30 protein-coding genes are annotated in these 26,465 nt (G+C 65.8%); 9 read left to right on the forward strand and 21 right to left on the reverse strand.

From position 1 onward, the window contains the following. The first annotated feature begins 115 nt into the window (after nt 1-115). Entirely contained in the window at nt 116-2,266 is a 2,151-nt protein-coding gene (locus N5C28_RS04175) for a methyl-accepting chemotaxis protein (RefSeq protein ID WP_279820502.1), read from the forward strand. Between the two features lie 9 nt (nt 2,267-2,275). Here N5C28_RS04175 and N5C28_RS04180 read toward each other — a convergent pair whose 3' ends face one another. The 3 genes from N5C28_RS04180 to N5C28_RS04190 are packed head-to-tail and all read right to left on the reverse strand — an operon-like array spanning nt 2,276 to nt 3,381. Next, the gene (locus N5C28_RS04180; protein ID WP_279820503.1) at nt 2,276-2,893 is read right to left on the reverse strand and encodes an SOS response-associated peptidase; all 618 of its coding nucleotides are present in this window, start codon (nt 2,891-2,893) and stop codon (nt 2,276-2,278) included. 45 nt (nt 2,894-2,938) lie between these two features. Further along, nucleotides 2,939-3,199 (reverse strand): DUF2007 domain-containing protein, encoded by a 261-nt coding sequence (locus tag N5C28_RS04185; RefSeq protein WP_279820505.1) that lies wholly within the window; start codon nt 3,197-3,199, stop codon nt 2,939-2,941. Next, complete coding sequence (locus N5C28_RS04190; RefSeq protein ID WP_279820507.1) at nt 3,199-3,381, reverse strand: CPXCG motif-containing cysteine-rich protein; 183 nt, start codon at nt 3,379-3,381, stop codon at nt 3,199-3,201. The genes N5C28_RS04185 and N5C28_RS04190 overlap by 1 nt, the downstream gene beginning before the upstream one ends. A gap of 93 nt (nt 3,382-3,474) precedes the next feature. On the opposite strand from N5C28_RS04190, the gene N5C28_RS04195 reads away from it, so the two are divergent. After that, entirely contained in the window at nt 3,475-4,644 is a 1,170-nt protein-coding gene (locus tag N5C28_RS04195) for a 1-acyl-sn-glycerol-3-phosphate acyltransferase (RefSeq protein ID WP_279820509.1), read from the forward strand. Between the two features lie 60 nt (nt 4,645-4,704). On the opposite strand, the gene N5C28_RS04200 is transcribed toward N5C28_RS04195, so the two are convergent. Next, nucleotides 4,705-4,986: a hypothetical protein gene (locus N5C28_RS04200; RefSeq protein WP_279820511.1), complete on the reverse strand. Its 282-nt coding sequence runs from the start codon at nt 4,984-4,986 to the stop codon at nt 4,705-4,707. A 370-nt stretch (nt 4,987-5,356) separates the two neighbouring features. Here N5C28_RS04200 and N5C28_RS04205 point away from each other — a divergent pair, with 370 nt between their 5' ends. Then, complete coding sequence (locus tag N5C28_RS04205) at nt 5,357-5,563, forward strand: hypothetical protein (RefSeq protein ID WP_279820513.1); 207 nt, start codon at nt 5,357-5,359, stop codon at nt 5,561-5,563. 67 nt (nt 5,564-5,630) lie between these two features. Here the strand turns inward: N5C28_RS04205 and N5C28_RS04210 are convergent, their stop codons facing one another. Continuing rightward, nucleotides 5,631-6,218, reverse strand: coding sequence for a YajG family lipoprotein (locus N5C28_RS04210; protein WP_279820515.1), 588 nt, complete (start codon nt 6,216-6,218; stop codon nt 5,631-5,633). 169 nt (nt 6,219-6,387) lie between these two features. Between N5C28_RS04210 and N5C28_RS04215 the strand changes: the two genes are divergently transcribed. Together N5C28_RS04215 and mqo are read left to right on the forward strand one after the other, a co-directional pair. Then, nucleotides 6,388-6,621: a hypothetical protein gene (locus tag N5C28_RS04215; RefSeq protein ID WP_279820516.1), complete on the forward strand. Its 234-nt coding sequence runs from the start codon at nt 6,388-6,390 to the stop codon at nt 6,619-6,621. A gap of 462 nt (nt 6,622-7,083) precedes the next feature. Beyond that, complete coding sequence (mqo, locus tag N5C28_RS04220; protein ID WP_279820518.1) at nt 7,084-8,586, forward strand: malate dehydrogenase (quinone); 1,503 nt, start codon at nt 7,084-7,086, stop codon at nt 8,584-8,586. Nucleotides 8,587-8,665: 79 nt separating this feature from the next. On the opposite strand, the gene N5C28_RS04225 is transcribed toward mqo, so the two are convergent. Both N5C28_RS04225 and N5C28_RS04230 read right to left on the reverse strand, forming a co-directional pair. Next, a complete protein-coding gene (locus N5C28_RS04225; RefSeq protein ID WP_279820520.1) occupies nt 8,666-9,538 on the reverse strand; it encodes a 3-oxoacyl-ACP reductase FabG in 873 nt (290 codons plus the stop codon). A 117-nt stretch (nt 9,539-9,655) separates the two neighbouring features. Continuing rightward, nucleotides 9,656-10,396 carry an SDR family oxidoreductase gene (locus N5C28_RS04230; protein WP_279820522.1) on the reverse strand — a complete coding sequence of 247 codons (741 nt, stop codon included), beginning with the start codon at nt 10,394-10,396 and terminating at the stop codon, nt 9,656-9,658. Between the two features lie 239 nt (nt 10,397-10,635). Between N5C28_RS04230 and N5C28_RS04235 the strand changes: the two genes are divergently transcribed. Continuing rightward, complete coding sequence (locus N5C28_RS04235; protein WP_279820524.1) at nt 10,636-11,190, forward strand: TetR/AcrR family transcriptional regulator; 555 nt, start codon at nt 10,636-10,638, stop codon at nt 11,188-11,190. A 102-nt stretch (nt 11,191-11,292) separates the two neighbouring features. Here the strand turns inward: N5C28_RS04235 and N5C28_RS04240 are convergent, their stop codons facing one another. Genes N5C28_RS04240 through N5C28_RS04250 form a run of 3 tightly spaced genes read right to left on the reverse strand, consistent with a single transcriptional unit; the run spans nt 11,293 to nt 12,562 of the window. Next, complete coding sequence (locus tag N5C28_RS04240; RefSeq protein WP_279820525.1) at nt 11,293-11,649, reverse strand: PilZ domain-containing protein; 357 nt, start codon at nt 11,647-11,649, stop codon at nt 11,293-11,295. A gap of 60 nt (nt 11,650-11,709) precedes the next feature. After that, nucleotides 11,710-12,135, reverse strand: a complete 426-nt coding sequence (locus N5C28_RS04245) for a DUF4124 domain-containing protein (RefSeq protein WP_279820526.1) — start codon at nt 12,133-12,135, stop codon at nt 11,710-11,712. Between the two features lie 52 nt (nt 12,136-12,187). Next, nucleotides 12,188-12,562, reverse strand: a complete 375-nt coding sequence (locus N5C28_RS04250) for a tetratricopeptide repeat protein (RefSeq protein ID WP_279820528.1) — start codon at nt 12,560-12,562, stop codon at nt 12,188-12,190. Nucleotides 12,563-12,831: 269 nt separating this feature from the next. On the opposite strand from N5C28_RS04250, the gene pyk reads away from it, so the two are divergent. Further along, nucleotides 12,832-14,283: a pyruvate kinase gene (gene pyk / locus N5C28_RS04255; RefSeq protein ID WP_279820530.1), complete on the forward strand. Its 1,452-nt coding sequence runs from the start codon at nt 12,832-12,834 to the stop codon at nt 14,281-14,283. Between the two features lie 121 nt (nt 14,284-14,404). Here pyk and N5C28_RS04260 read toward each other — a convergent pair whose 3' ends face one another. The 3 genes from N5C28_RS04260 to N5C28_RS04270 are packed head-to-tail and all read right to left on the reverse strand — an operon-like array spanning nt 14,405 to nt 17,276. Then, nucleotides 14,405-15,178, reverse strand: coding sequence for an enoyl-CoA hydratase (locus N5C28_RS04260; RefSeq protein WP_279820532.1), 774 nt, complete (start codon nt 15,176-15,178; stop codon nt 14,405-14,407). Between the two features lie 39 nt (nt 15,179-15,217). Then, nucleotides 15,218-16,156, reverse strand: coding sequence for an iron-sulfur-binding ferredoxin reductase (locus N5C28_RS04265; RefSeq protein ID WP_279820534.1), 939 nt, complete (start codon nt 16,154-16,156; stop codon nt 15,218-15,220). Beyond that, nucleotides 16,149-17,276, reverse strand: coding sequence for a GGDEF domain-containing protein (locus N5C28_RS04270; protein WP_279820536.1), 1,128 nt, complete (start codon nt 17,274-17,276; stop codon nt 16,149-16,151). The genes N5C28_RS04265 and N5C28_RS04270 overlap by 8 nt, the downstream gene beginning before the upstream one ends. Nucleotides 17,277-17,493: 217 nt before the next feature. Here N5C28_RS04270 and N5C28_RS04275 point away from each other — a divergent pair, with 217 nt between their 5' ends. Then, nucleotides 17,494-19,017 (forward strand): fumarate hydratase, encoded by a 1,524-nt coding sequence (locus N5C28_RS04275; protein ID WP_279820538.1) that lies wholly within the window; start codon nt 17,494-17,496, stop codon nt 19,015-19,017. 367 nt (nt 19,018-19,384) lie between these two features. On the opposite strand, the gene N5C28_RS04280 is transcribed toward N5C28_RS04275, so the two are convergent. From N5C28_RS04280 to N5C28_RS04315, 8 genes are all read right to left on the reverse strand, one after another. Next, nucleotides 19,385-19,687 carry a ribbon-helix-helix domain-containing protein gene (locus N5C28_RS04280; protein ID WP_279820540.1) on the reverse strand — a complete coding sequence of 101 codons (303 nt, stop codon included), beginning with the start codon at nt 19,685-19,687 and terminating at the stop codon, nt 19,385-19,387. Between the two features lie 12 nt (nt 19,688-19,699). Continuing rightward, entirely contained in the window at nt 19,700-20,281 is a 582-nt protein-coding gene (locus N5C28_RS04285) for a DJ-1/PfpI family protein (protein WP_279820541.1), read from the reverse strand. Between the two features lie 101 nt (nt 20,282-20,382). Beyond that, nucleotides 20,383-21,540 carry a phosphatidylserine/phosphatidylglycerophosphate/cardiolipin synthase family protein gene (locus tag N5C28_RS04290; RefSeq protein ID WP_279820543.1) on the reverse strand — a complete coding sequence of 386 codons (1,158 nt, stop codon included), beginning with the start codon at nt 21,538-21,540 and terminating at the stop codon, nt 20,383-20,385. Continuing rightward, on the reverse strand, nt 21,540-22,115 hold the full coding sequence (locus tag N5C28_RS04295; protein WP_279820546.1) for a YceI family protein: 576 nt from the start codon (nt 22,113-22,115) through the stop codon (nt 21,540-21,542). The genes N5C28_RS04290 and N5C28_RS04295 overlap by 1 nt, the downstream gene beginning before the upstream one ends. Nucleotides 22,116-22,190: 75 nt before the next feature. After that, nucleotides 22,191-22,529, reverse strand: coding sequence for an amidase (locus N5C28_RS04300; protein WP_279820548.1), 339 nt, complete (start codon nt 22,527-22,529; stop codon nt 22,191-22,193). Beyond that, nucleotides 22,526-23,647 carry a serine hydrolase gene (locus tag N5C28_RS04305; protein ID WP_279820550.1) on the reverse strand — a complete coding sequence of 374 codons (1,122 nt, stop codon included), beginning with the start codon at nt 23,645-23,647 and terminating at the stop codon, nt 22,526-22,528. Before N5C28_RS04305 ends, N5C28_RS04300 begins: the two co-directional genes overlap by 4 nt. 108 nt (nt 23,648-23,755) lie before the next feature. Further along, the gene (locus N5C28_RS04310; RefSeq protein WP_279820552.1) at nt 23,756-24,541 is read right to left on the reverse strand and encodes an MBL fold metallo-hydrolase; all 786 of its coding nucleotides are present in this window, start codon (nt 24,539-24,541) and stop codon (nt 23,756-23,758) included. A gap of 90 nt (nt 24,542-24,631) precedes the next feature. Further along, nucleotides 24,632-25,519: an acyl-CoA dehydrogenase family protein gene (locus tag N5C28_RS04315; RefSeq protein ID WP_279820553.1), complete on the reverse strand. Its 888-nt coding sequence runs from the start codon at nt 25,517-25,519 to the stop codon at nt 24,632-24,634. A 149-nt stretch (nt 25,520-25,668) separates the two neighbouring features. Here N5C28_RS04315 and olsB point away from each other — a divergent pair, with 149 nt between their 5' ends. Further along, the gene (gene olsB, locus N5C28_RS04320) at nt 25,669-26,412 is read left to right on the forward strand and encodes an L-ornithine N(alpha)-acyltransferase (RefSeq protein ID WP_279820555.1); all 744 of its coding nucleotides are present in this window, start codon (nt 25,669-25,671) and stop codon (nt 26,410-26,412) included. Nucleotides 26,413-26,465 lie beyond the last annotated feature (53 nt).

Raw genomic sequence — 26,465 nt, forward strand, 5'->3', positions numbered from 1 at the left:
CAGCGAATTTTCAGACACCGGTTGCCCATTTGCGACACGGCACCAGCACCGCCTCATGCTTTCAACCCGGCCTGCCGATAGCCAGGAAGCAGGCCCACCGTTGCGCGGAGTCTCCATGAAACTCAAGTCGATCCAGTTTTCCGTCGCTGCATTGGCAGGGGCGAGCGTGCTCGCCGTGGTCGTCGCTCTGGTGCTGTATGCGCTGTTCGCCAGCGGCCGCAGCCAGGCACTGGTGCAGGAGCGGACCCAGGCTCTGCTGGAGCAAGTCATCGAACAGCGCCTCACCGCCCTGGCCCGCGCTCAGGTCCTGCAGATCCAGCGCGAACTGGAGATGCCCCTGCAGGTCACCGCCGACCTGGCCCGGGTCAACGCCCTGCTGGGCATGCAGGACAGCAACGGCAACCCGATGCTGTCCGCCAGCCGCGAAGAGCTGGCCAACCTGGTGCACGAAACCACCGCACAGAACCCCAAGCTGCTGGGCAGCTACATCGGCTGGGAGCCCAATGCCTTCGATGGCAACGACGACCTGTATGCCGGCCCCAAGGACAACGGCTACGACGGCACCGGCCGCTTCATCCCCTGGTGGTTCCGCAACGCGGATGGCAGCCTGGGCATCGACTCCCTGGGCTCGCTGGACAGCGAGAAGCTGTCCGCCACCGGCGTGCGCGAAGGCGAGTACTACCTGTGCCCGAAAGAGCGCAAACGGCCCTGCGTGATCGACCCGGCACCCTATGACGTGGGCGGCAAGATGACCATGCTCGCCTCCTTCACCTCGCCGATCCTGGTCAATGGCGAATTTCGCGGCATCGCCGGGGCGGACCTGGCGGTGAACTTCATCCAGGACCTGCTGCTGGAGGCCGACCGCCAGCTCTACGACGGTGCCGGCGAGCTGGCCCTGATCGCCAGCAACGGCCGGCTGGTGGCCTCGACCCAGGCCCCCGACAAGCTCGGCAGCCCGGCGACCGAACTGCTGGACGCCAACGAAGTGGCCAACCTGCAGGCGCTGGCGGCGGGACAGGCCACCTACGACATCGACGAGCAGGCCGATCCGTCGAAAAACCACATCGAGCTGTTCCTCAGCTTCAATGTCGGCAACACCGACGCGCGCTGGGTGCTGATGCTGGTGCTGCCGGTCAGCACGGTGATGAGCGACCTGCACGCCATGCAGGCCGACCTGCGCGATCAGGGCGAGGCGGACACCCTGGGCATGGCCCTGGTGGGCCTGCTGATCGCCGCCATCGGCCTGCTGGTGGTGTGGTTCGTCGGCTACGGGATTGCCCGTCCGCTGCGGCAGATGGTGGCCATGCTCGACGACATCGCCAAGGGCGAAGGCGACCTGACGCGGCGCCTGAACACCGACCGGGCCGATGAGCTGGGGCTGATCGCCAAGGGCTTCAACACCTTCCTGGGCAAGCTGCAGGCCATGATCAGCCAGGTCGTCAGCTCGGTGCAGAAAGTCAGCGACTCCTCCGAACACACCGCCGACATCGCGATCCGCACCAACCAGGGCGTGCACAAGCAACTGGCGGAAATCGAGCTGGTGGCCACCGCGGTTCACCAGATGACCGCCACCGCCCAGGACGTCGCGCGCAACGCGACCCACGCCGCGGAAGCGGCCAACCATGCGGACCAGGCCGCCAGCCAGGGCAAGCAGATCGTCCAGCACACCAGCGACGCCATCACCGCCCTGGCCGGTGAAATCGGCCGTGCGGTGGGCGTGGTGCAGAACCTGGCCAAGGACAGCGAGAACATCAACGCCATCCTGGTGGCCATTCGCGGTATCGCCGAACAGACCAACCTGCTGGCCCTCAATGCCGCCATCGAAGCGGCCCGCGCCGGCGAACAGGGCCGTGGCTTCGCCGTGGTGGCCGACGAGGTGCGCAACCTGGCGCAAAAGACCCAGCAGGCCACCGAAGAAATCCAGAGCATGATCCAGCAACTGCAGCACGGCACCCGGGAAGTGGTGAAGGTCATGGAGGACAGTCAGCAGAAGACCGACGTCAGCGTGCGGCAGGCCAGCGAGGCGGCCAGGGCACTGGAATCCATCACCCAGGCGGTGTCGGTGATCAACGACATGAACACCCAGATCGCCAGCGCCGCCGAGGAACAGAGCGCGGTGGCCGAAGACATCAACCGCAACGTCACCAGCATCGGCCAGGTCGCCAACGAGGTGGCCGGCGGGGCGGACGAAGCCAGCCAGGCCAGTGCCGAGCTGACCAAGCTGGCCGAGCAGCAGCGGCGGCTGATCAATCAGTTCAAGGTCTGACGCGGCGACTCAGGCCGGGGTCAGGCACTCGGGGGCGTCGAGCTTGGGGTCGTTGACCAGGTTGGCCAGCACCCGCTCACGCAGCGGCGGCTGGGGGCTGTCGAGCAGCGCCCGCAGCGTCTCGAGCGGCGTCTCGGGGTTCAGCCAGGCCGCCTGGCCCGCTTCATCCAGCAGCATCGGCCGACGGTGCGTGGCGGCGGCCTGGGTCACCACCGCGGTGCTCAGGTAGACCTGCCCCTCCACCGGATAGGCTTCCCACAGCGCTGCGAAATACAGGGTCGGCGCCTCGCCGGTCAGCCAGTAGGGCCGCTTGCGCGCTGCGCCCCGCCACTCATAGAAACCATTGGCCGGCAGCAGGCCGCGGCGCAGGCGAAAGGCGTCGCGAAACATCGGCTGGTCGGCCAGGGTTTCCGCCCGCGCCTGGGCCGGGGTTTTCGACAGGTCGGTCAGCCAGGGCGGCGTCAGCCCCCAGCGCACCCGGGCCAGCTGGCGCGCGCCATCCACCTCACGCAGCAGCAACACCTGGGCGTTGGGCGAAATGTTCCAGTGAGGCATCTGGTCGGCGGGGAATCCGGGCGTGGCGGCAAAGGCCGGCGACCAGCGGAACAGGGCGTAACGTCCACACATGGGCAACTCGATAACGGAGGGAAAAACAGCGGAGCCGGACCGGCCTCAACAGAGCAGCACGCCCTGGATGGGGTTCGGCTCGTCGCCTGGCAGCGGCTGGGCGGCATTGTACGCGGCGATCAACTGCTGCGCGCGCTCGGCATGCGGGTTATCGACCAGCAGCCCCAGCAGCCCGCACACCGGCAACTCGCCAATGCCCCCGGTCAGGTGCCGCCCCGTGAGGTGCGCATCGATGCCTTCGCTGGCGAGCATGCTCAACAGCAGCTCGCCCTCCATCAGGTCCTGCGGTTCGTAGATTCGCTGCATCACTCGTTCTCCCCCCGGACATCCAGTGACCATTGCACCCCATCGGTCTGCACATCGAACACGATCGGCCGGCAGCACACCGGGCAATCCTCGATGTACTGCTGATCCCCCGCCGACAGGTCGAGCACGGCCTCGACCGGCTCGCCGCAATACGGACATTCATACGCCTGTGTTTCCAGCATCGAAGCCTCCGTGTGACTTGCAGGTATAATCGCTGGTCTATTGCTGGCCCCTTCCTGCGGGGCGACCACCCCTGACCGACACAAGAGAGCATGATGGGCGAATTCGATGCCATCCGTCCCTACGCCGACGCCGAAGTCCCTGCCGTTCTGCGGCGCTTGCTGGCCGACGAGGTTTTTCTCGACATCCTCACCCGCTTTCGCTTCCCGCAGATGGCCGGTTCGCTGGGCTGGTTGCTTAAACCACTTATAGCCTATCGCCTGCGTTTCGAGTTCCGTTCGATCACATCGGTTTCAGCGCTGCAGGACAAAATCGAGCCCTACGTGGACCGCAGCATCGAGCGGGCCACCGACGGCGTGACCTACTCCGGCGTCGAGGGGCTCAAGTCGGGCAGCGCCCACCTGTTCCTCGCCAACCACCGCGACATCGTCATGGACCCGGCCTTCGTCAATTACGCCGTGTACCACGCCGGCCTGCAGACGCCGCGCATCGCCATCGGCGACAACCTGCTGCAGAAGCCCTTCGTCAGCGACCTGATGCGCCTGAACAAGAGCTTCATCGTGCACCGCTCGATCTCGGGCCGTCGCGAGAAGCTGGCGGCTTATCAACTGCTCTCCGCCTACATCAATCACTCGATCCGCCACGACGGCGAATCGATCTGGATCGCCCAGGCCGAGGGCCGGGCCAAGGACGGTGACGACCGTACCGATTCGGCGATCCTCAAGATGTTCCACATGAGCCGCAAGGACGAACCGTTCGCGGACGTCATCGGTGCGCTCAAGCTGACGCCGGTCTCGATCAGCTACGAGTACGACCCGTGCGACCAGGCCAAGGCCCGCGAGCTGTTCATCCGCGCCACCACCGGCAGCTACGAGAAAGCGCCGGGCGAAGACGACAAGAGCATCGCCCTGGGCATCACCGGCTATAAAGGCCGCGTGCACGTGCACTTCGGCACACCGGTCAGCGAGCCCGAGAACCTGGTCGACAGCAAGCAACTGGCCATCGAAATGGACCGCCGCATCCTCTCCGGCTACCGCCTGTTCCCCGTGCACTACCTGGCGTACGCGATGTGGAGCGGCCGCGACCCGGCGCTGGACGTGCCCGATGCCTCCGACCTGTTCTCCGTCCAGGAGCTCGCGGCGGCCCAAGCCGAATGGGACAAGCGCCTGGCGGCCTGCCCGCTCGACCAGCAGCCCTACCTGGTGCTGCAGTACGCCAACCCGGTGCGCAACCAGTACCGGATCAAGGCCGGCCTGCCGCTCTAAGGTCTGGCAGAAACGAAAAAGGCAGCCCAAGGGCTGCCTTTTTATTGCCGGTGAATCGCGTCAGAGCTGGGTGCTGCCCCACGACAGCAGGGACGCCAACACCAGCGTCACGGTGCCGAAACGGTAGAAGAAGCGGTTGATCCGCTGCACCGGCTCCTCGAGCAGGCAGGCTTCGGCGTCCAGGGCATCGCCCTCGGCCACCAGCCGCGCCATGGCCCGCTGCTCCCGTACACGGGTGGCCAGCAGCAACCAGCTGCCGCACAGGGCGAAAAACAGTGCCAGGCCATTCAGCGCCTGCGACGGGTAGGTGTGGACGATGGACCACAGGAATTGCAACGACATCCGCGACCTCGACATCAGAGTGGTGCACGAAACGCAGTGGGCGCACCAGGAGAGGGAAAACCGGTCGATCGCAGGGGGTACAGGCTGGCTGGAACGCCCCAGGAGAAGGGACAACGCCAGGTTTTCCGGGCTTTGCAGGCAGCGCCTGCGCCCTGTTTCGCACCACGCGGGCAGATCGACTCGCCCGAAATACCGGGCGCAGTGTACTGGAGGCGCCTTTTTATTCGTTTCGTTTCCGACGAACGCACCGTGCTATCCCGATTCTGTCTGAAAACCGTCACCTTCCTGGCCTAGGGTTTGAATCTCTTCAGATACGCCACCGAGATTGCCGTACGGGAGCGCACTCAATACTGTCTTCGGAGGAATTGACATGCTCAACCCACAACCGCTAGATCGCGACTACCTGATCGACTCGCTGGACGACGTGGAAGCCGTGGTCGACGAACTCTCCTTCAACGTGCAGGACTACCACTGGCTGGTGTATTGCAGCCTGGGCGGCCATGAACATTACGACCTGCCCGACGTGGACCTGCACACCGGCTTCGCCCTGCCGGAGCTGTACGCCGAAGCAGCCTGACACACGACACTGCCCCAACGAAAAAGCCCGGCATGAGCCGGGCTTTGTTGTTTCTGCGAGCTGCCTGTTACTGGCCGCCGAGCATCTGGCCGATGGTCGGGTCCTTGAACGCGCGGGTCAGTGCATCGCTCAACACGTCGCTGATCAGCTTGGTGTTGGTTTCCTGGTTCGGCGCCATGCCGAAGCGCTGGTTCAACGACGCACCGTAGCGGCCGCTGTAGCGACGCGAGCTGTTCTGTACTTCAGCGCGGAATGTGGCGGTGATGTCCGCCTCGGTGACGTACATGCCTTCCTTCGGCGACTGGTACTTCAGCTCGGCCAGGGTCAGGGTCAGTTGTGGTGCGTTGTAGGCGTTCGGCGTCGGGGTGTAGCCGAGCAGGCGTACGGCAGTCTCGGCCTGGGTCTGCAGCTTGGGCAGGATGTCCTGGCCGCTGACGCTGATGGCGCTGGTTTCAGGGTACAGGCCACCACGGGTGCCGAGCACCGGCGACGGGCGACCGTCGGCAACCCGGACCACGACCGGCTGGCCCTGACCGACGGCGGTCAGCGGACCATTGATCTTCGGTTGCGGGCTGAGTTGTTGCGGGCTGTGGGCACAACCGACCAGGGTCAGGCTGACGACAGCGATCAGACCAAACATCAGGCGTTGCAGCATACTCATCTCTCCATGGTGAAACGCAAAGTGGCCGGCAGTATAACCACCGGCACGTTACGCTAACAGCGCTGCGATTAAGACCCGCCCGCGCCCATCGGGGTTCCTGTCATCAGGCTGTAACAGGAGCGCGGCATAAGACTTTAGTCGTTGTCCATTCGAGCGCCCGCTGATGTTTTCCCTCCTTTCACTGCTCATCCCCCGCCAAGCCGATCGCCTGTTCGCCCTGCTCGATGGCGACGGCCTGTGCCGTGCCTTCCATCGCGCAGCCCAGGCCCCGCAAGGCTCCGGCTGGGTCGAGGTGAACGAACAGCGGCTCACCTGGCTGCACAAGCCCCTTCCCCAGAGCGCGCTCATCGCGCCAGTCGTCGCACACGCAAGCACTGGCAAAGCGTTGGCGGCCTGACCGCTGGCAGAATAAAAGTCACGGCGGACGATCAATTTTTTCGCTTTCGTCTTATAATCGCGCCCCGATTATAAGGTCGTCTCCTGATCGGGCCCCGCTGTCCCGCTGATGCCCCTGGCAATCAGCCCCGCCCCAGAGAGTCGCCCACTTCGCGCTGCCTCACCGGTTAGCCGTCTTACCCACCCCGCAGAACGCCTTGCCTACGCGCACGGGCCTTGTGCGCGAACGAAAAGACAGGCCTGGCAAGCGAGCTTTTTTGAGGTTCACGGCTCCAAAAGAGCGTGAAAAGAATGGTTTCAACAACTTCACAAGAGTGTGGCGGATATGAACAATCGTGCGGCTGGTAACGCCCCCAACCCCTTCCCCAACCCCAATCTGCGGTTTGGCGACCACTGACAGGCATCGCTTCATGCCGAGGCCTCGGGCCGTCAATTGGGTGCTGCAATTTCTGGAGACGTGGTAATGGCGCAAAACGATTACGAAACTGTGGATGTGGTGCTGGTCGGTGCCGGCATCATGAGCGCAACCCTCGGGGTGATGCTCAAGGAGCTCGATCCGGCGATCAAGCTGGAAATCGTCGAACTGATGGCGTCCGGTGCGGTTGAAAGTTCCAACCCGTGGAACAACGCCGGTACCGGCCACGCAGGCCTGTGCGAACTGAACTACACGCCGGAATCGGCCGATGGCTCGATCGACATCAAGAAGTCGGTGACCATCAACACCCAATTCGAAGAGTCCAAGCAGTTCTGGGCCTACCTGGTCGAGAAAGGCACCTTCGGCTCGCCCAAGACCTTCATCAACCCGGTTCCCCACCTGAGTTTCGTGCGCGGCGATTCCGGCATCGAATACCTCAAGAAGCGTTTCAAGGCGCTGACCGCCCACCACGCCTTCGCGGAAATGGAATACACCGAAGACCGCGCCACCATGGCGCAGTGGATGCCCCTGATGATGCCGGGCCGCGATCCCAACGAGCCGATCGCCGCCACCCGTGTGATGTCCGGCACCGACGTCAACTTCGGCGCCCTGACCAAACACCTGCTCGACTACCTGGGCAGCAAGCCTGACGCCCGTGTCACCTGCAACCAGAAGGTCACCGGCCTCAAGCGCAACGATCAGGGCTGGCGCGTCAGCATCAAGAACCAGGAAGACGGCAGCCACCGCGAGATCCAGGCCAAGTTCGTCTTCCTCGGTGCCGGCGGCGGCGCCCTGCCCCTGCTGCAGCTGTCCGGCATTCCGGAAGGCAAGGGCTTCGGCGGTTTCCCGGTCAGCGGCCAGTGGCTGCGCTGCGACAACCCGGAAGTGGTCAAGCAGCACCAGGCCAAGGTCTACAGCCAGGCCGAAGTCGGCTCGCCGCCGATGTCGGTCCCGCACCTGGACACCCGCGTCGTCGACGGCAAGACCTCCCTGCTGTTCGGCCCGTACGCCGGCTTCTCCACCAAGTTCCTGCGCCATGGCTCGCTGCTCGACCTGCCGCTCTCGGTGCGCCCGAACAACATCGGCCCGATGCTGGCCGTGGCCCGCGACAACTTCGACCTGACCCGCTACCTGATCAAGGAAGTCATGCAGTCCGAAGAAGCGCGCCTGAAGACCCTGCGCGGCTTCTACCCGGAAGCCAAGGCCGAGGACTGGCGCCTGGAGATCGCCGGGCAACGCGTGCAGATCATCAAGAAGGACCCGAAGAAAGGCGGCATCCTGCAGTTCGGTACCGAACTGGTGGCGGCCCAGGACGGCTCCATCGCCGCCCTGCTCGGCGCCTCGCCAGGTGCCTCGGTGACCGTGTCGATCATGCTCGACCTGATCCAGCGCTGCTTCCCCGAGCGCGCCAAGTCGGCCGAGTGGACGAGCAAGCTCGACGAGATGTTCCCGGCGCAAGGCAAGGTGCTGGCCGCCGATGCCGAGCGCTACCGCGAAGTCCAGGCGCGCTCCAACGCCCTGCTGCAGCTCGCCGAGCCTGCTGCGATCTGACGCGTTGCGCTGAAATGAAAAAACCGCCTTCGGGCGGTTTTTTCATTTCAGCCAGCCTGATCGACCGACACAAGGCAACTCAGGCGTTGAAGCCCGCATCCACCGTGACCACCGAGCCGGTCATGAACGCGGCTGCCGGGCTTGCCAGGAACGTCACCGCCGCCGCCACGTCAGCCGGTTTGCCGTATCGCCCCAGGGACGTCAGGCTGCGGTTGATGTCCGCCCAGGCGCCGTCCGCGGGGTTCTGGTCGGTGTCGATCGGCCCCGGCTGCACCAGGTTCACGGTGATGGCCTGGGGCCCGAGTTCACGCGCGAGCCCACGGGTAAAGGCAAGCAACGCGGACTTGGTCATCGAGTACACCGTGAGCCCCGGAAACGGCACCCGCTCGGCAACGCAGGAGCCTACGGTGACGATGCGCCCACCCGACTTCAGGTGAGGAATGGCCGCTTGCGACGCCAGCACGGCGGCGCGCGCGTTCACGTTCATCAGGGCGTCGATATCGGCCAGGCTCATGTCGACGAAGGCACCATCACGGGCAATCCCGACGTTGTTGACCAGAATGTCGAGGCCGCCCAGTCCCTTGACCGCTTCCTCGATCGAGCGCTTCACCGCAGCCGGGTCGGCGCTGTCGGCGCGAATGGCCAGCGCCCGCCGGCCTTTCGCCTCGATCGCCCGCACCACGTCGGCGGCGCGGTCAGGCGAGTTCAGGTAGGTGATGACCACATCCGCGCCTTTGTCCGCGAGCGCCAGGGCGATGCCCGCGCCGATGCCCCGTGAGGCACCGGTCACCAGCGCGCGCTTGCCCGCCAGATCCTGCGCCGGTTTCGCCTCGCCGGGTTGAACGGTAGAACTCGCGGCAGCGGCCGACGACGCCGCGATAGCGGCCAAGCCGGCGGCCGCGCCGATCAGGGCAGTGCGCCGGGTAATGCCGTACGTATTCTTCTCTTGCATGGTGCTCTCCGCACATCAGGGGCGATTGAGGATTGCTGTGGTCATCGGCACGCGGCACGTACCTGTAGGGCGAGCGGGAAATGACCGTCCCACGCACGGCGCGTGATACGCCTTGCGTCAGGTGTTCAGGCCACCGTCGACCGTGAGGATGGCACCGGTGATCTGCCGCGCGGCCGGGCTCGCGAGAAACGCCACGGCAGCCGCCACATCTTCGGGTTCGCCGAAGCGGCCGAGCGGCATCAGGGCACGCTGGATATCGGATAAGGCGCCGTCCGCGGGATTCATGTCGGTATTGGTCGAGCCGGGCTGGACCAGATTGACCGTGATGTCGCGCGGCCCGAGTTCGCGGGCAAGACCGCGGGTAAGCGAATGCAGCGCGGATTTGGTCATGTAGTACACCGCACCGGTGTCACCCACGATGCGCTCGGCACCGACCGACCCGATGTTGATGACCCGCGCGCCCGCCTTCAGATAAGGAATGGCAGCCTGGGCCGTAAGGATGGGCCCACGCACGTTCACATCCAGCAGCGCATCGATGTCTTCGACGGAGAACTCGGCAAAGGTGTTGAAGAGCGCGATACCGGCGTTGTTGACCAGGATATCGAGGCCGCCGAGGGCCTGGGCCGTTTCATCGACCGACCGCTTGATCGCGACCGGATCGGCGCTGTCGGCCTGAATGGCGATCGCTGTGCGCCCCTTGGCTTCGATCGCCCGCACGACCTCGGCGGCCCGTTCGGCCGACCGCTCGTAGGTGATCGCCACATCCGCCCCCTTGTCGGCCAGCGCCAGCGCGATGGCCGCGCCGATGCCTCTGGACGCCCCGGTTACCAGCGCGCGCTTTCCACGTAATTCACTCATGACAGTCTCTTTATGTGTTGATCGATACAAAAATAGTAAGAAGGCGCAGCGAGGACTGTCAATTTATTTTGTATCGATTGACACAAAATAAATCACCTTACGTTGTGAGGGGTTGGCGATGGTCTTACAATGCCGCCATGCAGACGCCAGACGACACCGCGAAAACCGACACGACGTGCACGCCCCGTACACGCGGACGGCCGCGCGTTTTCGATCGCGAGGCCGCGCTGGCGCAGGCCATGCGGATCTTCTGGCTCAAGGGCTATGAAGCGACGTCGCTGACCGACCTCACCGAAGCCATGGGCATCCGCTCCCCCAGCCTGTACGCCGCGTTCGGCTCCAAGGAAGCGCTGTACGCCGAGGCGCTGCGCCATTACGCCAGCACGTACGAAACCATCGGCTGGAATGAGTTCTATACCGCCACGACGGCCCGTGAAGCGATCCTGGCCTGGCTGCAGGGCGCCGCGGCCTTCCTGTCCGGCTCGCTGACGGACACCCCACGCGGCTGCATGGTGACGCTGTCGACCGTCGCCAACGAGGGCCACAAGGAACTCGGCGAGCTGGTACAACAGGCCCGCAGCGTGCCGTTCGAGCGGGTGAAGGCGCGCATAGCCCTGGCCATCACCGACGGTGAAATCCCGGCCTCCGTCGATCCCCACGCCCTCGCCCGCTTCGTCCAGGCGGTGCAGAACGGCATGTCGATCCTGGCCCGTGACGGCGCGAGCCAGGCGGAGCTGGAAGCGGTGGTCGACGTCGCCATGCTTGGCTGGGATGCCCGCACCCGCGTGCAGTGAGCGAGGCCCCGTCAGGGGTCACAGGCCGCAGCAGCCACAAAGGGCACATGAAGGGATGGAGAGATGAGCGTGGGCCGAAGGCACCACGCCAGCTTCGCTACGTCAGGCAGATGCCGCCAGCGGTTTGAAGCTGAAGTAGAAGCGCAGGGCGTCGACCATTTCGACGTAGTCGGCCGGCGGTGCCACCAGGGAGAAGCCGGAGTCGAAGCCACCCGGGGTCACGTCCTCGCGGCACCATTGGCAGGTGGCGGAGAAGTCGATGAAGTGCTGGGTATCCACGCCCGGAATCTTCAGGCGCATGTCGAAGCGCGCGCCCACCAGCATGGGCAGCGGGCTGATCAGCATCAGGCCGTCCAGCGAGACGTTGCCGATGTACCCCATGGGCTTGTCGGTGATGCGGTTGAACACCTTGAGGTAGTAAGGCAACTGGTGACGTTCTATACGGCGATGGATATACATGCTGGCAAATCGCTATAGATGGCCCTTGAGTATGGCCCCGTGGCCTGGCTTAAACCAGATTCAACTGCAGCGTTCGGATACTCGGTCACGAAGCTGACGACGAGCGGCATCGAGTTGTTCGTCACTGTAGTAGGTACGATCGCCGTTCGCCTCCTGGCGAAAGTAGCGGCGTCCCTCGGGCATCTGGGCCAGCCGATGGCGCAGTTCGCTGCATTCCTGCTGCTGTTTGGAGCGGCGCTCCGCCGAGGCGGCCGAATCCTGGGCCTGTTCCTGGCGGCGGGCGTCATAGAACCGCTCCATGCGTTCCATGCGCTCGCGGGTGGCCTGATCGGTCTCGACCACCTGAGGTTTCACCTGGATCTGCTCCGCCCCTTCGACCGCAGGGCGCTGGCCGAAATGCACCCGCCCGTTGGCGTCGGTCCAGCGGTAGATTTCCGCAGCCACCAGGCCAGGCACCATCAGCAGCAGACACAGCAATACGCGCATGTTCTTCCTCCGTGAACGGCCACGTCCCTCCCCGTTCACGCGAAGAGAGGACTCAGAGCGCGGCAGGCGACGCCTTGGCCGGCTCCGGCAACGTACTGTGCCCCAGTTGACGCAAGGTATCCAGCCGGGCGCGGGCGCGGTAGGCGTACTCGCTGGCCGGGTAGCGGCCGATGATGAACTGGTAGGTCTGCGCCGCGTCGACGAACAGGCTCTGGCGCTCCAGGCACTGGCCGCGCAGCAGGGAGATTTCCGGCTGCAGGTAGTTGCGCGAGCGGCTTTTGCGTTCGGCCTGGGACAGCTCCAGCATCACTTTGTCGCACTCGCCCTCTTCGTAGGCGCGGTAGGCGTTGTTCAGGTGATGGTCGAGCGACATACGGGTGCAGCCAACGGCGCTCAGCGCCAGGGTCAGGATCAACAGGGTTCGCATGGGGATTCTCCTTCAATGTGCAGCGTATCGGCTGGCCCGCAGAAAACTGCAGGGGCGCCGAACGGCCCGCCACATCGACTCGCCACGGTGAGGCGATGAGTATATGCCGGCCGCTGCGCGCCGCCAGCAGGCGCCCTCGTTTTTGGCACCCGGCACAACCGCGCTGGCGGATTGCCCGAAAAACAGGCGCCAAGGTAGTGCAGCAGAACAATGACTACAGCGCCGCGCCGTAGTAGCCTCGCCGACAGCTTCAACTCAGGAGTCTGCGCATGACCTTTCGTCGTACCAAAATCGTCGCCACCCTCGGCCCGTCCAGCAACTCGCCCGAAGTACTCGAACAACTGATTCTCGCCGGCCTCGATGTGGCCCGTCTGAACTTCTCCCATGGCTCGCCGGCCGAGCACAAGGCCCGCGCCCAGCTGGTACGCGACATCGCCGCCAAGCACGGCCGCCATGTCGCGCTGCTCGGCGACCTGCAGGGTCCGAAGATCCGCATCGCCAAATTCGCCAACAAGCGCATCGAACTGAAAGTCGGTGACCGCTTCACCTTCTCCACCAGCCACCCGCTGACCGAAGGCAACCAGCAGGTCGTCGGCATCGATTACCCGGACCTGGTCAAGGATTGCGGCGTCGGCGACGAGCTGCTGCTCGATGACGGCCGTGTCGTCATGCGCGTCGAAACCGCCACTGCCGACGCCCTGCACTGCGAAGTGATCATCGGCGGCCCGCTGTCCGACCACAAAGGCATCAACCGCCGTGGTGGCGGCCTGACCGCGCCGGCCCTGACCGAAAAAGACAAGGCCGACATCAAGCTCGCCGCGGAAATGGAGCTGGATTACCTGGCCGTGTCCTTCCCGCGCGATGCCTCGGACATGGAATACGCCCGTCAATTGCGCGACGAAGCCGGCGGCACCGCCTGGCTGGTGGCCAAGATCGAACGCGCCGAAGCCGTGGCCGACGATGAAACCCTCGATGGCCTGATCCGCGCCAGCGACGCGGTCATGGTGGCCCGTGGCGACCTGGGTGTGGAAATCGGCGACGCCGAGCTGGTGGGCATTCAGAAGAAGATCATTCTGCACGCTCGTCGCCACAACAAGGCCGTGATCACCGCGACCCAGATGATGGAGTCGATGATCCAGAACCCGATGCCGACCCGCGCGGAAGTGTCCGACGTCGCCAACGCCGTGCTCGACTACACCGACGCTGTGATGCTCTCGGCCGAAAGTGCCGCCGGCGCTTACCCGCTGGAAGCCGTCCAGGCCATGGCACGCATCTGCCTCGGTGCCGAAAAGCACCCGACCAGCAAGAAGTCCAGCCACCGCATCGGCACCGAGTTCAACCGCTGCGACGAAAGCATCGCCCTGGCGGCCATGTACACGGCCAACCACTTCCCCGGCGTGAAGGCGATCATCGCCCTGACCGAAAGTGGCTACACGCCGCTGATCATGTCGCGCATCCGTTCCTCGGTGCCGATCTTCTCGTTCTCCCCGCACCGCGAAACCCAGGCGCGCGCCGCCATGTTCCGCGGCGTCTACACCGTGCCGTTCGACCCGGCTTCCCTGCAACCGGGCGAAGTCAGCCAGGCGGCGGTGGACGAGCTGCTCAAGCGCGGCGTGGTGGAGCAAGGCGACTGGGTGATCCTGACCAAGGGCGACAGCTACCACACCATCGGCGGCACCAACGGCATGAAGATCCTGCACGTGGGTGAAGCGCTGGTCTGACCCGCGCCACGCTGAACGAAAAAGGCCGCTCATCGAGCGGCTTTTTTTGTGGGCGACGAAAACAACGCTGCATACCGGGCGTAGCCTGGGTAGAGCGAAGCGACACCCGGGTCAGCAGGCCCTAGGCGAACCGCGAGAAGTCCGCCGGGCGCCGCTGCATGAAGGCGGTCAGTGCCTCGATGGCTTCCGGCGAGCGCAGGCGCTGGCCAAACAGCGCGCCCTCCTCCTCGATCACCTGGCGCAGCTCCTCGCGGCCCGGCGCACGCATCAGGCGCTTGCTGTCGATCACCGCCGACGGCGCCAGCTGCAGGAAGCGCTGGGCCATTTCGCGGGCCTTGGCGAGGGTCGCGGCCTCGTCCTCCAGCGCCTGGTTGGCGATGCCCCAGGTTGCCGCCTGTTCCCCGGTGAACGAGGTACCCAACAGCAGCAGTTCGGCGGCCCGGGCATGACCCAGCAGGCGCGGCAGGATCAGGCTGGAGCCGTACTCGGGGCACAGGCCCAGGTTGACGAAGGGCATCTTCAGGGTCGCGTCGCGGCTCACGTACACCAGGTCGCAATGCAGCAACAGGGTGGTGCCGATGCCCACGGCCGGGCCGCTGACCGCCGCCACCACCGGCTTGCTGAATTCGAACAGCGCCTGCATGAACTGGAACACTTCGCTGTTCAGGCCGCTGGGCGGCGCCTGGATGAAATCGGCCACGTCGTTGCCGCTGGTGAAGCAACCCTGGCTGCCGGTCAGCAGGACCGCGCGCACGGTGCGGTCCTGGTCGGCCTGCTCGAGCACCTCCGCCATGCCGCTGTACATGGCGCGGGTCAGCGCATTCTTCTTGTCCGGTCGGTTCATGCGCAGGGTCAGCAAGCCGCCCTCGCGCTCGACCTGCAGATGCTCGTTCATGCAACAGCCCTCGATAGGCACCGAAGGCCGAAGCGGGCGTCAGTGCGCGTGCGGTAGAAACAGGTCCGAGTACATCTGGCCACGGGGCAAGCCGGCGAGATACAGGCGCCGAGTGAAGCCTTCGACCCGGTCGGGATGGCCGCAGAGTAAGGCGATGGTTTGCCGTGAAACAAGCCGCAGTTCCGCCAAAGCCGCAGGCAGCTCGGCCGCCGTCCACAGCTCGACCTGCACCTGCGGATGGTCCGCGGCCAGCGCTGCCAGCGGCTCCGCGAGGTAATGCCCGGCCTGGTCATGGGCCAGGTGAATGACCCGGATGGCGCCCTGATGATCCTGGCGCAAGGCTTCGCGCAGCACGGCGTACAGCGGCCCCAGGCCGGTGCCGGCGGCCAGCAGCCACAGTGGGCGCGCCTGCCAGTCCGGGTCGTACTGCAGGGCGCCGCCACGCAGCTCGCCCAGGCGCAGTCGATCGCCCACCTTGAATTGCCGGGCCGCATCGCTGAAGGCCCCGCTGCGCCGGCAATCGAGGTGAAACTCCAGCCAGGGATCGTCCCCCGGCAGGCTGGCCAGGGAATACGGCCGGGCGATGCCCGTTTCGGTCCACAGCACCAGGTGTTGGCCGGCCCGGTAGCGCAGCGGCCGCTCCGGTTGCAGGCGCAAGCGCAGCACCTCGCCGAGCCAGTCGCACTGCTCGACACGCGCCGGACTGCCGTCGCGCAACGGGTCGAACAGTTCCACCTGCAGGTCATCGACGATGCGGCACTGGCAGGCCAGGCGCCAGCCGGCATCGCGCCGGACGTCATCCAGCGCTTCGGGCTTGCCGTCCAGCGGCTCGCCGCGCACGCAACGCACCAGGCAGGCGTGGCAACTTCCGGCCCGGCAGCTGTAGGGGATGGCGACGTTGGCCTCGAGCAAGGCGTCCAGCAGGTTGCGCGCGGGGTCGACGCTCAGGCGTCGCTCACCCACCTGGAGTTCAGGCATCGGCGTCCTCCCAGGCGGCAGCGCAGCGGTTACGCCCGTTGCGCTTGGCCTGGTAGAGCGCCTGGTCGGCACGTTGCAGTGCCTCGTCCAGGTCATCGTGCTGGTTCAAGAGGGTCATTCCGACAGACAAACTGAGATTATCCACTTTCACCCCCAGCGGTTCAGCCCGGCTGAAGGCCTCGCGCAACCGCTCGCAGCAGGCGGTGAACTGATCCGCGTCGGTATTGGGCAGCAGCAGCACGAATTCCTCACCACCGTAACGCGCAATCACGTCGTCGTCACGCAGGCAGGCCCGGGCGACCCCGGCGAAGGTCTGCAGCACCCGGTCCCCCGCGGCGTGGCCGTGGATGTCGTTGATGCGCTTGAAGTGGTCCAGGTCGATCAGCGCCAGGCCATGCTGGCGGCCGCCGCGCAGCCCTTCCAGCTCGCGCCCCGCCAGGCGCAGGAAGTGCCGCCGGTTGAACAGGCCGGTCAACTCGTCCGTCGCCACTAGGTCTTCAAGCTGACGCATCATGCCGCGCAGGGTGTCCTGGTGGGCCTGCAGGGCGAAGCGCCGCTGCCGCATGCGCTGGCGCATGGCCTGGATGTAACTGGCGAACAGGCTCAGCCAGACCAGCACGATACCCAACGCGCACGCCTGGAGAATGGCATGGGCCGGATCGGCCAGCTGGTAGGTGTAGGCCTCGTAGAGGTTGAGCCCGACGAAGCCGGAGAATGCCAGCACCGCACAGCGGGCGAAGACCCGTGGCTGCAGCTGAAACACACCGAACAGCAGCACCAGGATATAGACCAGTAACAGGCTGCCGCGCGCTTCGCCGAACATCGCCAGCAACACGGTTTGCCAGCCCAGGCCCACCAGGACCTGCGCCTCGGTCAGGCTGGGGTCGCGAAAGCGCAGGTTGCGGCCGCTGAGGAACATCGCCAGGAACGCCACCTGACTCAGGGCGACCGCGCCGAGAAACAGCAGCACCACGCTCATCGGTGCGTGGAACAGGTCGTAGAGACCGGCGACCAGGCACACCAGCGACGTCAGGAAATACGTCGCCGCTGCCATGCCGAAACGCTTCAGCAGCAGGTTTTGCAGAGATCGCTGAGTGACCCGCTGGCTGCTTGCGCTCAAGGGCTCCATCCCATACCGGCATCTAGCCACTACTGTAACGCCGTGATCACAAATTTCCTAGCTGGAAGTAGGGGTATGACCGACCAAGGTCGACCGTCGGCGGGTGTCCCCCCTGCGCGCTGCGCGGTATACTGCCGCGCCTTTTTTACCGCACTCCATGCGCCGGCTCGTGATCCGGCGCCTCAAGAAGTTCCTGCCCTACAAAGGAGCGCCAAGCATGACCGTGATCAAGCAAGACGACCTGATCCAGAGCGTCGCCGATGCCCTGCAGTTCATCTCCTACTACCACCCCGTGGACTTCATCCAGGCCATGCACGAGGCCTACCTGAAGGAAGAGTCGCCGGCCGCCCGCGATTCCATGGCCCAGATCCTGATCAACTCGCGCATGTGCGCCACCGGTCACCGCCCGATCTGCCAGGACACCGGCATCGTCACCGTCTTCATCAAGGTCGGCATGGACGTCCGCTGGGACGGCGCCACCATGAGCGTCGACGACATGATCAACGAGGGCGTGCGCCGCGCCTACAACCTGCCGGAAAACGTCCTGCGCGCCTCGATCCTGGCCGACCCGGCCGGTGCCCGCAAGAACACCAAGGACAACACCCCGGCGGTGATCCACTACTCCATCGTCCCGGGCGACAAGGTCGAAGTGGACGTCGCGGCCAAGGGCGGCGGCTCCGAGAACAAGTCGAAGATGGCCATGCTCAACCCGTCCGACTCGATCGTCGACTGGGTACTCAAGACCGTGCCGACCATGGGCGCTGGCTGGTGCCCGCCGGGCATGCTCGGCATCGGCATCGGCGGCACCGCCGAGAAAGCCGCGGTGATGGCCAAGGAAGTGCTCATGGAGCACATCGACATCCATGAACTGCAGGCCCGCGGCCCGCAGAACAAGATCGAAGAACTGCGCCTGGAGCTGTTCGAGAAGGTCAACCAGCTGGGCATCGGCGCCCAGGGCCTGGGCGGCCTGACCACGGTGCTCGATGTGAAGATCATGGATTACCCGACCCACGCTGCCTCCCTGCCGGTGTGCATGATCCCAAACTGCGCCGCCACCCGTCACGCCCATTTCGTGCTCGACGGCTCCGGCCCGGCCGAGCTGGAAGCGCCGGACCTGGACGCCTACCCGGAAATCGTCTGGGAAGCCGGCCCGAGCGCCCGCCGTGTCGACCTCGACACCCTGACCCCGGAAGACGTGCAGAGCTGGAAGCCGGGCGAAACCGTCCTGCTCAATGGCAAGATGCTCACCGGCCGCGACGCCGCGCACAAGCGCATGGTCGACATGCTGAACAAGGGTGAAACCCTGCCGGTGGACCTCAAGGGTCGCTTCATCTATTACGTCGGCCCGGTCGACCCGGTGCGTGAAGAAGTGGTTGGCCCAGCGGGCCCGACCACTGCGACGCGTATGGACAAGTTCACCCGCCAGATCCTCGAAAGCACCGGCCTGCTGGGCATGATCGGCAAGTCCGAGCGTGGCCCGATCGCCATCGACGCGATCAAGGACAACAAGGCCGTGTACCTGATGGCCGTCGGCGGCGCCGCCTACCTGGTGGCCCAGGCGATCAAGAAGTCCCGCGTGGTGGCCTTCGCCGAGCTGGGCATGGAAGCCATCTACGAGTTCGAAGTGAAAGACATGCCGGTCACCGTGGCCGTCGACACCCAGGGCGAATCGGTGCACATCACCGGCCCGGCGATCTGGAACAAGAAGATCGCCGACAGCCTGGCGGTGGAAATCAAGTAACACCCGCTGCACATGAAAAAGCCCGGCCAATGCCGGGCTTTTTCATGCACCAAAGAAATGCCTGTCGCGGTAGGAGTGGCTTGCTGTAGGAGCGGGCTTGCCCGCGAGCTCTTCATCACCCCACCACCTACGTGCCTACCACGCCCCAACCATCCCTACCCAATAACCGAACCCGATCACCCCGATAGCGACAATCCAGTTCACCGCGCCCCCTGCCTGCGTCGATCATCGCCCTCCACATTCATCGCAGAGGGAACACCCCATGACCTTGCTCAAGCACCTCGTTCAGCGCATTCGCCCAACGTCCCAGTCCGCTGCACCAGAAGCCCAGGAACCGCACCCCAACTTCTGGATGTATCAGTGAGCCTCAACCGGCGCTGCTCACCACCCGCAACGGCTGCACCCGCCCGGCCTTCTGCGCCAGGAAACGGCTGCAACTGACCCGCAGGAACGAGGCGAAGTTGACCACCTCGCCCCGGTACTCCATGACCTCGTCATAGAGTTTGGTGATCAGCTGGTTGGTGGTCATGCCGTCGGTTTCGGCGATCTCGCGCAGGATGTCCCAGAACTGGTTCTCCAGGCGCAGGGTGGTCACCACCCCGCGGATGCGCAACGAGCGCGAGCGCGACTCGTAGAGAATCGGGTCGGCTTTGACGTACAGCTCGCACATGGCGGCCTCCGGTCAGGGTTTGATTTCGGTCCCGAGCACCTGCAGGAAACCCGCCAGCCAGGTCGGGTGCGCCGGCCAGGCCGGGGCGGTCACCAGGTTGCCCTGGATGTGGGCGTGGTCCACCGCGATCTCCATGTAGGTGCCGCCGGCCAAGCGCACTTCAGGCGCACAGGCCGGGTAGGCGCTGCACTCGCGGCCCTTGAGCACACCGGCCGCCGCCAGCAGCTGCGCGCCATGGCACACCGCCGCGATGGGTTTCCCGGCCTTGTCGAAGGCTTGCACCAGCGCCAGCACCTCCGGGTTCAGGCGCAGGTACTCCGGCGCCCGGCCGCCCGGGATCAGCAGTCCCTGGTAATCCTCAGCGCTGACCTTGGCGAAATCGAAGTTCAGGGCGAAGTTGTGCCCCGGCTTCTCGCTGTAGGTCTGGTCGCCTTCGAAATCATGGATGGCGGTGCGCACCGCCTGCCCGGCGACCTTGTCCGGGCACACCGCGTGCACCGTATGGCCGACCATCTGCAGCGCCTGGAACGGCACCATCACTTCGTAGTCCTCGACGTAATCGCCGACCAGCATCAGGATCTTTTTCGCACTCATGGCCGTTCTCCGGGCTCGGTGGATGAGCCAGCAGTATTCGCCGCTTTCGCAGCCGTCGGGTAATAGCCTAGAACTACGTGGAAAAAAATCCGGCCGGCGGATTAGCGGCGGCGATCGAGCAAATTGACCACCAGGCGATCCAGCCAGCCCCACACCCGCTGCTGCGCCCGCCGCCACCAGGGCCGTGCGCGCCAATGGGCCATGTCCACCTCACGGCTTTCGGCGAAATCCGCCTGCAGGCTGGCCATCACCGCCGCGGTCAGCTCCGGGTCGAGGGCCTCGACGTTGGCGTCTAGGTTGAAACGCAGGTTCCAGTGATCGAAGTTGCACGAGCCGACGCTGACCCAGTCGTCCACCAGCACCATCTTCAGGTGCAAAAAGCGCGGCTGGTACTCGAAGATCTTCACCCCGGCCTTGAGCAGGCGCGGGTAGTAGCGCTGGCCGGCATAGCGCACCGGCGGGTTGTCGGTGTAGCGGCCGGCGAGCAGCAGCCGCACGTCCACGCCCCGGGCGGCGGCCTTGCGCAGGGCCCGGCGGACCTTCCAGGTCGGCAGGAAATACGGCGTGGCGAACCAGATACGGCCTTTGGCGTGCTGCAGGGCGCGCACCAGCGACTGCAGGATGTCCCGGTGCTGGCGCGAGTCGGCGTAGGCCACGCGCCCCAGCCCTGCCTCCGCCGCCGGAATCAGCGGCAGGCGTCCCAGGCCCATGGGCAGCGAGGGACGCCAGGCGAAGCGCGCATGGCAGGCGTGCCACTGGTGGTCGAACAGCTGCTGCCAATCCAGCACCAGCGGGCCGCTCATCTCGACCATGGTTTCGCGCCAGGCGCTCTGTTCGTCACCCGGCACCCAGAATTCATCGGTGGCACCGGTACCGCCGACGAAGGCCGATTGCCGATCGACCACCAGCAGCTTGCGGTGGTCCCGGTAGAAATTGCGCCAGCCGCGGCGCCAGCGCAGCGGGTTGTACCAGCGCACCTGGACCTTGGAAGCCAGCAGGCGATCGCGGTCGGCGGGCAGGATGCCCTGGGCACCGAAATCATCGAACAGGCAGCGCACCGCAACGCCCCGCTCCGCCGCGGCTATCAGCGCGGTGAACAGCACCTCGCAACAGGCGCCCCGTTCCAGCAGGTACAGCTCCAGTTCGACCTGGTGCTGCGCGGCGTCGATGGCCTCGAGCATGCGCGGGAAGAACACCGGCCCGTCGTTGAGCAACGCAAACCGGTTGCCACTGCGCCAGGGGAACACCATGCCGGGCATCAGCGCTCCGTGAAAATCAGCACGGCACTGACCGGCACGGCCAGGCTGATCGCCGACAGGCCGGCCACTTCGCGCAGGCGCTCGACGCCGGGCGCGAGGTCGAAGGCATCGAGGTGCAGCACCAGCGGCGCCAGGGTCACCACCTGGAAGCGGCGGTCGTCCAGGCGCGTGGCCAGCAACTCGGCGTCCAGGCGCTGCTCGCGACCGTGCAGGCTGATGGTCAGTGGTAGGCGCAGTTCCAGCTGGGCACCGGGGGCCAGGGTGCTGATCGGCCCCAGGTCTAGATCGGTCTCGACCTTCGCTTCGGCGAACTGCCGGGTGTCGAACAACAGGCTGCGCAGGCGCTCGTCACGCAGGGCGATGCCGGTGCTGACCGACTCCAGGTCCACCCGCAGGCGCGCCTTGCCGGCGTCGCTGACCTGGCCGTGCAACGTCAGGAAGCGATGCACTTCCGAGACGTTGACCGCCTTGGTGGAAATGAACGACAGCCGCGACGACTCGTTGTCCAGGTACCAGCCGGCCTGTGCCGGTAGCGCCATGCATGCCGTCGTGATCAGGGCGAAGAGCCTGCGCATAAATCCTCGAACATCAACCGATCCAGGCGCCACGATAGCGACCCGGCCGGTGCGTTGCAAAGCCCGTTACGGCCCTCAGCGTTCCGGCAGCGGCAGCGCCTCGGGCAACAACTGGCAGCCCTGGCGCGGGCTCAGCCACTGCGCGCTCTGGGTGCTGCCCAGGCCACGGGCGGTCACGCGCTTGTTGGCCGCATCGTCGAAGAAGCCGCTCAGGGGCACGTACTGCTCGACGTAGGCCAGGCAGTACTCCGCCGGGTTGTTCATGACGTAGCGGCAGGAGCAGTACTCCTTGGCCGAATAGGCCCCAATGATGCCGGGGAACGCCTGCAGGTGGGTGCGGTTGCTCCAGGCCAGGGCCAGGAGCAGCACAACGACCAGCAGCAACAGCGAGGTGAACGGACGGCGGCGGATCATGGCTGCACCTCCTCGGCAAAGGCGGCGGTCACGCGTTTCAGCAGTTCGTTGTGCTGGTAGCTGCCATCGCGGTCATCGGCGTAGCGCACCACCACCAGCTTTTCTGTCGGCAGCACATACAGCGCCTGCCCCCAGTGGCCGAGCGCGGCGAAGGTATTGCCCGGTGCATCCGGCCAGGGCTTGGCGATGGCGCCCACGGCGGCGTTCAACCACCACTGGCCACCGGGCACCGCGTCGCCAGCCTTGTCCGGTTGCGGCTGGTAGTTAGCGAACGGCGTGCGGTTGAACTCGACCCAGGCCTTGGGCAGCACCTGGCGCTCCTGCCAGCGGCCGTCGCGCTGCATCAGCAGGCCGATGCGCGCCAGGTCGCGGGCGGTGAGGTAGGCGTAGGACGAACCGACGAAGGTCCCGGCGGCATCGGTTTCCCAGACCGCCGAGGTGATGCCGATCGGCTCGAACAGCGCGGTCCAGGGGTAGTCAGCGTAGTTGCCCTGGGGCCCCAGCATGCCGCGTAGCGCGGCGGACAGCACGTTGCTGTCGCCGCTGGAGTAACGGAAGCGCTGGCCCGGCGCGGCATCGGCCTCATGTTCGGCGGCGAACTGCGCCATGTCGCTGCGACCGCGGGTGTAGAGCATCGCCACCACCGAGGATTTCAGCGGCGCGTATTCGTAGTCTTCCTGCCAGTCGAGCCCGGAGGCCCAGTTCAGCAGGTGGCCGACCTTGACCCCGGGGTGCCGGGCGAACGGCGGGTAATACTCGGCGGCCGGCGCATCGAGCTTGAAACGCCCTTCGCCATAAGCCACGCCGAGCACGGTGGCCATGATGCTCTTGCTGATCGACCAGGTCAGGTGCGGCGTGTCGACCTGGGTCGGCCCGGCATAACGCTCGTAGACCAGGATGCCGTCGCGGATCACCAGCAGGGCGTCGGTGCGCACGCCCTGGCGGGTCGCGTCATCACGCGCGGGGAAGGCATAGGCGTCCAGCGCCTCGATGGCCGGGCTGCCGGCGATCTTGGTCCGCGGCCACTCGGTGGTGGGCCAGGCCTCGGCCAGGGCCAGTCCAGGGGTCATCGCCACGGTCAGCGCGAGCGTCAACCGGCGCAGCAGGGAAGCGGGCATTGGAACGCCTCTCACGAATCAGGAGGCCGGCACCCTATCACGGCTGAAATGACAGTAAAAAGCGCCGAACGCGCCGAGTCAGCGGGCTATTCGGCGCAAAACGTCAGTTCACTTGGGCAGGCGGTAGTCGTCCGGCCCCATCAGGTCCAGGCCGCATTCGAGGTTTTCGATCCAGTACAGGAATGCGCTGATCATTTCTTGTCCCACGAACGGCCGGCCGTGCTGCGGCACGATCATCTCGATGTCCATGTCCCGCACCATCGCGGCCCACAGGCGGCAGGCCTTGTTGCCCGCCATGTAGCGGCGGTGGAAGCCCTCCATGTTCGGCACATGGTTGACGAAGTCCTGCACCGGACTGGCGTCGTCCACCATCGAGGCGCCCATGTCGCCGGAGAACAGGATCTTGCTGACCGGGTCGTACAGCTGGAAGTTGCCCACCGAGTGCAGGAAGTGCGCCGGCACCGCCTTCAGGCTGCAGCGCCCGAGCGGAATCGACTGCCCGCGGTCCGGCAGCGCGATGATGCGGTCGTAGGTGGAAATGCCGTGGTTGATCGACAGGTAGTTGGCCGTGAGGTGCGGCAGGAAACGCGCCCACAGCTTGGAGCAGATGACCCGCGCCCCGGTGTGCAGCAGCCACTTGTCCAGGGAGGCGATGATGTCCGGGTCCTGGTGCGAGGCGAAGATGTAGGTCAGGTCCTGCACCGGGATGAACCGCGACAGCCCCAGCGACAGCGGCGTGTAGGTCAGGTCGCCGCCCGGGTCGAGCAGCAGGTACTGGCCGTGGTCGGTGATCAGAAACTGATTGGACTGCACCCCCTCGCCGCTGACCAGATCATCAAACATCAAGCATTGGTGACTGCCGTTGTCGAACAGCACGATAGGTTCGCGTCGCATGGAGGGCTCTCTGTCTAAACCACGCGACTCTAGCCCCGGCGCCCCTCCGGCTTACTGATCTGGATCAAGGCTTTGGTGAGCGGCTGCCGCTCACCCCAGGGTCAGCGCCGCCTTCGCCTTCTCCAGGCGCTTGGCGCGGGCCGCCGCGGCCAGCTGCAGGATGCCCTTGTCGCGCGCCCACAACCCGACCCACTGCGCAGGTCCGGCGGCGAAGGCGGCATCGAGTTCCGTCTCCAGACTGGCGAACTGGGCGTACACCCCGGCCAGCATCAGGTGCGTGGCCGGTGCCGCCGGCGGCAGGCGCGTCACCTCGGCGCAGCCGGCCAGCACGCCGAGCAGGCGCAGCTGAACGGGCTGCGGCCAGGCGCACCGTTGCCCGATACCACTCAGCCAGGCGCACAGGGCCGTGAGCACATAGGTGTCTTCGATGCTGCGAAACGGCTTCACGTAGGCGTCCCAACCGTCGCCCGGCAGGCGCTCGCACTGGGCGTCCTCCAGGTGCAGGCGGCCATGGTCGATATCCGGCACCAGGGGCAGTGCCGGCAGCCGCTCCACCCGTACCCCGGGCGCGCCGTTGCGCACCACGCCCAGCGCCAGCTTCACACCGTCCCCCGGCGCCTCTTCCCGGGCCGCCACCAGCAGCCAGTCGGCGGCGCTGGCCGCGGTGACGAAATCCTTGCGCCCGTTCAGGCTCAGGCCGTCGAGCCGGGTGTGCATGTCCGCCGGGCGCACGCTGCGGTTCTCCGTGGCGCACAGGGCGCCGAGCGAGCGCGGTGCCGACGGCCAGAGCACGCGCAACGCACTCTGGTAACCGGCGAGGAACGCCAGGCCCGGCGTGGCCGCCAGGCGACCACCCAGCACCGCCAGTTCGAGGGCGGAACACTGGCCTGCACGCGCCAGCAACTGGGCGTACCACTCGTCCAGGCTGGCCTGCTCGGGCAGGTGGCCATCGGTCTGTAACAAGGTCGGCCAGGGCATGCACAACTCCTCGGTTTCGGGGTCTTGGTCCGGCGTCACACAAGCATCACCAAAGCTTCACAGTGGTGACACTCGTCCTGCCTAGCCTGAGCTTGCCCAACAAGATCGACCGGCTGCAACCCACAAAGCCGGCTTACGGAGGCATAGGCATGACCCAGAACGCTACGAACACCGCTCGCCGCCTGCAGGCCGAACGCCTGGTTGGCCCCTCTGCCCTGCGTGAAGCCCAAGCCTTGCGCTTCCGGGTCTTCAGTGCGGAATTCGATGCCAAGCTCAAGGGTGCCGAACTGGGCCTGGACATGGATGACTACGACGTGCACTGCATGCACATCGGCGTGCGCGACCTGAACAGCGGCGAGCTGGTGGCCACTACCCGCCTGCTCGACCACCGTGCCGCCGCCGGCCTCGGTCGCTTCTACAGCGAAGAAGAATTCAGCCTGCACGGCCTGCCGCACCTCGAAGGCCCGGTGCTGGAAATCGGCCGCACCTGCGTCGACACCGCCTACCGCAACGGCGGCACCATCGCCGTGCTCTGGGCCGAACTGGCCGAAGTGCTCAACGAAGGCGGCTACCGCTACCTGATGGGCTGCGCCAGCATCCCGATGCAGGACGGCGGCATCCAGGCCCAGGCCATCATGCAACGCCTGCGCGAGCGCTACCTGTGCACCGAACACCTGCGCGCCGAACCCAAGCTGCCGCTGCCGTCGCTGGATGTACCGAGCAACGTCATCGCGGAAATGCCGCCGCTGCTCAAGGCCTATATGCGCCTGGGCGCGAAGATCTGCGGCGAGCCCTGCTGGGACCCGGACTTCCAGGTCGCCGACGTGTTCATCCTGCTCAAGCGCGACGAACTCTGCCCGCGTTACGCCCGCCACTTCAAGGCGGCGGTCTGAGGCGCGACGGATCGCCTGGCCGCTTGCAGGAACCGCCGGCACTGTGTAGACAA

It is taken from the genome of Pseudomonas sp. GD03944 (assembly GCF_029839275.1).
Lineage (GTDB): Bacteria > Pseudomonadota > Gammaproteobacteria > Pseudomonadales > Pseudomonadaceae > Aquipseudomonas.